Source organism: Methylobacterium platani (genome assembly GCF_001653715.1).
Taxonomy (GTDB): Bacteria; Pseudomonadota; Alphaproteobacteria; order Rhizobiales; family Beijerinckiaceae; genus Methylobacterium; species Methylobacterium platani.
Genome location: NZ_LWHQ01000108.1, coordinates 1 through 4,745 on the forward strand (window position 1 = coordinate 1; position 4,745 = coordinate 4,745).

A 4,745-nucleotide genomic window follows, 5' to 3' on the forward strand; every position below is an offset into this window, starting at 1 on the left:
AGCTCGTGTCGTGGACCGTGACGTTGCCATCCTGCGCTGCTCCAGGTCTCTGATTTTGCCGCATTTTCTTTGCCCAACCGGCGGCCGCTCGGTCGGAAAATGCTCCAGGCATTCGCGTTCGCCGCATCGTCCGACGAACCGGCACCCACGTCGCCGGACGATGCTCGGCCGCTCGCCTCCGCGCGGACTGGACGATTCTTTTCCTCGTCTTTCACCCGTCCGGGTGGCTCGCGGCGTCGAATGAACATTCTTGCGCCAGTCGTCCGTGCTACACATCCGGTCCCGAATCGGCGCCGGGCGGAATGGCGGGATGAAGCTGGACGCGCCGACCCTGGTGATCGTGACCGTCTTCGTGACGGTCGTGATGGGCGCGTTGTACCTCCTGTCGTGGAGCCAGGCCCGCCGGACCCGGGCCCTCGGCTTCCTCGGCGCGGCGCAGATCGTCGGCGCCGGCGCGGTCACGCTGTTCGGCCTGCGCGACATCGTCCCGGACTGGCTCTCGATCGGGCTCGCCAATGCGGCGATGCTCGCGGCCTTCGGGCTGATCTGGGGCGGCGCCCGCTCCTTCGAGGGCCGGCGCGTCCCCGCCGCCTGGATCGCCGCCGGCCCGCTCGCCTGGCTGGCCGCCTGCCTGGTGCCGCCCTTCTACGCCTCCCTCGGCGCGCGGGTGATCCTGGCCTCGGCGGTGGCCGGCCTGTATTGCGCGCTCGCCGCCCGCACCCTCTGGCACCATCGCGGCGAGAAGCTGCCCTCGCGGGCCCCGGCGGCGATCCTGCTCGCCAGCGAGGCGCTGCTGATCTGGACGCGGATCCCCGCCACCCTGGCCCTGCCGGTGCCGCCGACCGGCACCCCGACCCAGACCGCCTGGGTGGCGATCCTGTGCTTCGCCGCCCTGCTCTACACGGTGGCGGTCTCGGTCCTGTTCATGGCGCTCGCCAAGGAGCGGCTCGAGGCCGAGCAGCGCCGCGTCGCCGACACCGACCCGCTCACCGGCATCGCCAACCGCCGGGCCCTGGCGGCGGATGCACGCCGGGCGCTGGCGGGCGGACCCTGCGCCCTGCTGCTGTTCGACCTCGATCACTTCAAGCGGGTCAACGACACCTTCGGACACGCCGTCGGCGACGCGGTCCTGGTCGGGTTCTGCGCCGCCGCGGGCCAGGTCCTGCCCGAGGGCGCCGCGTTCGGACGCCTCGGCGGCGAGGAATTCGCCTGCCTCCTTCCCGGCGCCGGGGCGGCCGATGCGGCGGCCGTCGCCGAGACCGTGCGCCACGCCGTCGCGGCGATGCGCCCGGACCTGCTGCCGGGCCTCGCGGTCACGGTCAGCATCGGCGTCGCCCGGGGCACCGGCGATTTCGAGACCCTGCTGGGACAAGCCGACCGGGCGCTCTACCAGGCCAAGGCGCAGGGGCGCGACCGGGTGGTGCTCGCCGCGCCGGAGCTGCGCCAGGTGGCGTGAGCGGCCGGGGGGACGAGGCGGCGGCGTTGCGCGCATCCGCCCGGCGCCCGCCCGGGTTGTCGTCGCCTGCCCGGGACCTAAGACACCCCTCATCCCACCACTCGCCGGGTGCGCCGCCGCGCCGCCCGGCCCACGGATGAGGGCGCGCGCATGGAATATCGGCAGTTCGGGCGGTCCGGCCTCAAGGTTCCGGTCCTCAGCCTCGGCACCGGCACCTTCGGGGGCAGCAACGAATTCTTCCAGCGCTGGGGCCAGACCGACGTCGCCGAGGCGAGCCGGATGGTCGACCTGTGCCTGGACGCCGGCGTCACCTTCTTCGACACCGCCGACATCTACTCCCAGGGCGCCTCCGAGGAGATCCTGGGCCAGGCGCTCAAGGGCAGGCGCGACCGGGCGCTGATCTCCACCAAGGCGACCTTCCCGACGGGGGAGGGCCCGAACGACAAGGGCTCGTCGCGCTTCCACCTGGTACGGGCCTGCGAGGCGAGCCTGAAGCGCCTCGGCACCGACCATATCGACGTCTACTTCATGCACGGCTTCGACGCGCTGACCCCCGTCGACGAGACCCTGCGGGCCCTCGACGACCTCGTGCGGGCGGGCAAGATCGGGTATATCGGCGCCTCGAACTTCTCCGGCTGGCAGCTGATGAAGGCGCTCGGGACCTCGGAGCGCTACGGGCTCGCCCGCTACGTCGCGTATCAGGGCTACTACTCGCTGGTCGGGCGCCACTACGAGTGGGAGCTGATGCCGCTCGGCCTCGACCAGGGCGTCGCCCTGATGGTCTGGAGCCCGCTCGGCTGGGGCCGCCTCACCGGCAAGATCCGCCGCGGCGCCAATGCCAGCGGGCGCATCGCGGCGGGCGGCGCCGAGGGCGGACCGCCGGTCGCCGACGAGGCCCTGTACCGGGTCGTCGACGTCCTCGACGAGGTCGCGGCCGAGACCGGGCGCAAGCCGGCGCAGGTGGCGCTCAACTGGCTGCTGAGCCGCCCGACGGTGGCCAACATCGTCGTCGGCGCCCGCAACGAGGAGCAGCTGACGCAGAATCTCGGCGCCGTCGGCTGGAGCCTCGATCCCGCCCAGATCGCCCGCCTCGACGCGGCGAGCCAGGAGACGCCGATCTATCCCTACTGGCACCAGAAGGGCTTCGACGAGCGCAACCCGAAACCAACGACCTGGTAATGATACAACCATAAACTGCAGGATTGGGCGATGCACGAGAGAGTTTCGCGCATCGCGCCGGCCGGCGACATCGGTTAGACTTTGGGCTCCAGCGCCCGGCCCGGCAGGACCGGAGAGGGTCGGCGGCTCCGGCCGCCATCCGCGCGAGCCTCAAGGTGCCCGATGGCGCATGCCGGCAGTCACGATCCCGTCCTCGTCGCGCTCTCGATCGCGATCGCGACGCTCGCGGCCTACGTCGCGCTGGACCTCGCCGGCCGGATGAACGCGGCGACCGGCTGGGCCCGGCGGGCCTGGCTGGCGGCGGCCGCCGGGGTGCTCGGCGGCGGCGTCTGGTCGATGCACTTCGTCGGCATGCTGGCCTTCCGCCTGCCCGGCATCGAGATCACCTACGCCCCCGGCCTCACGCTGCTCTCCCTCGTCCTGCCCGTCGCGGTGACGGCGATCGGCCTCGCCGTCGCCCGGCGGCCGGGCGGCGGAGGCGGGGCGATCGCCCTGGCGGGCCTCGTCACCGGGCTCGGCATCGTCCTGATGCACTATACCGGCATGGCGGCGATGCGGCTGCCGGCGGCGCTCCACGTCGATCCGGCCTGGGTCGCCGCCTCGGTGCTGATCGCGGTCGGGGCCGCCACCGTGGCGATCCGGCTCTCCTTGCGCGAGAGCGGTGCCGGGTTCCGGGTCGCGGCCTCGGGCGCGATGGGGCTCGCGATCGCGGGCATGCACTACGCCGCCATGCAGGGCCTGCACGTCTCGGCCCATGCCGCGGGAGTGCCGCACGTCGCCGCAGGCGGGGAGGTCGACCAGGTCCGCCTCGCCGCCGGCGTCGCGGCGGTGACCTTCCTGGTCCTGGCGCTCGCGCTCGCCGCCGCCACCGTCGACCGCCGCTTCTCCGAGCACGCTGCCCGCGAGGCGGCGGCGCTCCGCGCCAGCGAAGAGCGCTACCGCCTGCTGCTCCAGAGCGTGACCGACTACGCGATCTTCATGCTCGACCGCGACGGCCTGGTGGCGAACTGGAATGCCGGCGCCCGGCGCATCAAGGGCTACGAGGCCGGGGAGATCGTCGGCCGGCACTTCTCGCTGTTCTACACCGAGGAGGACCGGGACCGGGGCGCGCCGGCCGCGGCGCTCGCCGCCGCCGCCCGCGGAAAATTCGCGATCGAGGGCTGGCGCGTACGCCGGGACGGCACGCGGTTCTGGGCCAGCGTCGTCATCGACCCGATCCGCGGCGAGGACGGCGCCCTGGTCGGCTTCGCCAAGGTCACCCGCGACATCACCGAGCGCAAGCGGGCCGAGGCCGCCCTGGAGCAGGCGCAAGGCGCGCTCGCCCAGGCGCAGAAGATGGAGGCGCTGGGCCAGCTCACCGGCGGCGTCGCCCACGACTTCAACAACCTCCTGATGGCGGTGCTCGGCAGCCTCGAGCTGCTGCGCAAGCGCCTGCCCGACGATCCGCGCCTGCTGCGCCTGCTCGACAACGCGGTCCAGGGCGCCCAGCGCGGCGCGTCCCTGACCCAGCGCATGCTCGCCTTCGCCCGGCGGCAGGAGCTCAGGCCGGAGGCGATCGACCTCGCGCGGCTGGTGCGCGACATGACCGACCTGCTGCAGCGCTCGATCGGGCCCGGCACGCGGATCGAGACCCGGTTTCCCCTGAACCTGCCGCCGGCCCTCGTCGACGCCCACCAGCTCGAGCTCGCGCTGCTCAACCTCGTGGTCAACGCCCGCGACGCGATGCCGGAAGGCGGCACGGTCTCGATCGCGGCGCGGCTCGCCCCGTCGGCGGCGGGCGAGGGCGAGGAGCCCGCCCCGCTCTGCCTCTCGGTCACCGATACCGGCCTCGGCATGGACGAGGCGACCCTCGCCCGGGCACAGGAGCCGTTCTTCACCACCAAGGGCGTCGGCAAGGGCACCGGCCTCGGCCTGTCGATGGTGCACGGCCTGGCGGCGCAGTCGCGGGGACGGCTGGTGCTGCGCAGCCGCCCCGGCACCGGCACGGTCGCCGAGATCTGGCTGCCGGTGGCGGCGCCCGCGTCGGGGGAGTCACCAGGGGCGGCACCGGTCCTGCGCCTTGCCGCGTCCCGCGGGCTGCCCTCCCAGGTCGTCCTCGTCGTCGACGACG

Annotated in this window: 3 protein-coding genes; all 3 read left to right on the forward strand. The window is 73.4% G+C overall.

The window, feature by feature from the left end:
* Positions 1-310: 310 nt before the first annotated feature.
* The gene (locus A5481_RS31380) at positions 311-1,456 is read left to right on the forward strand and encodes a GGDEF domain-containing protein (protein WP_048433357.1); all 1,146 of its coding nucleotides are present in this window, start codon (positions 311-313) and stop codon (positions 1,454-1,456) included.
* A gap of 150 nt (positions 1,457-1,606) precedes the next feature.
* Entirely contained in the window at positions 1,607-2,635 is a 1,029-nt protein-coding gene (locus tag A5481_RS31385; RefSeq protein WP_048433358.1) for an aldo/keto reductase, read from the forward strand.
* A gap of 162 nt (positions 2,636-2,797) precedes the next feature.
* On the forward strand, positions 2,798-4,745 hold a 1,948-nt coding region (locus A5481_RS31390), incomplete at its 3' end, for an MHYT domain-containing protein (RefSeq protein ID WP_064504505.1).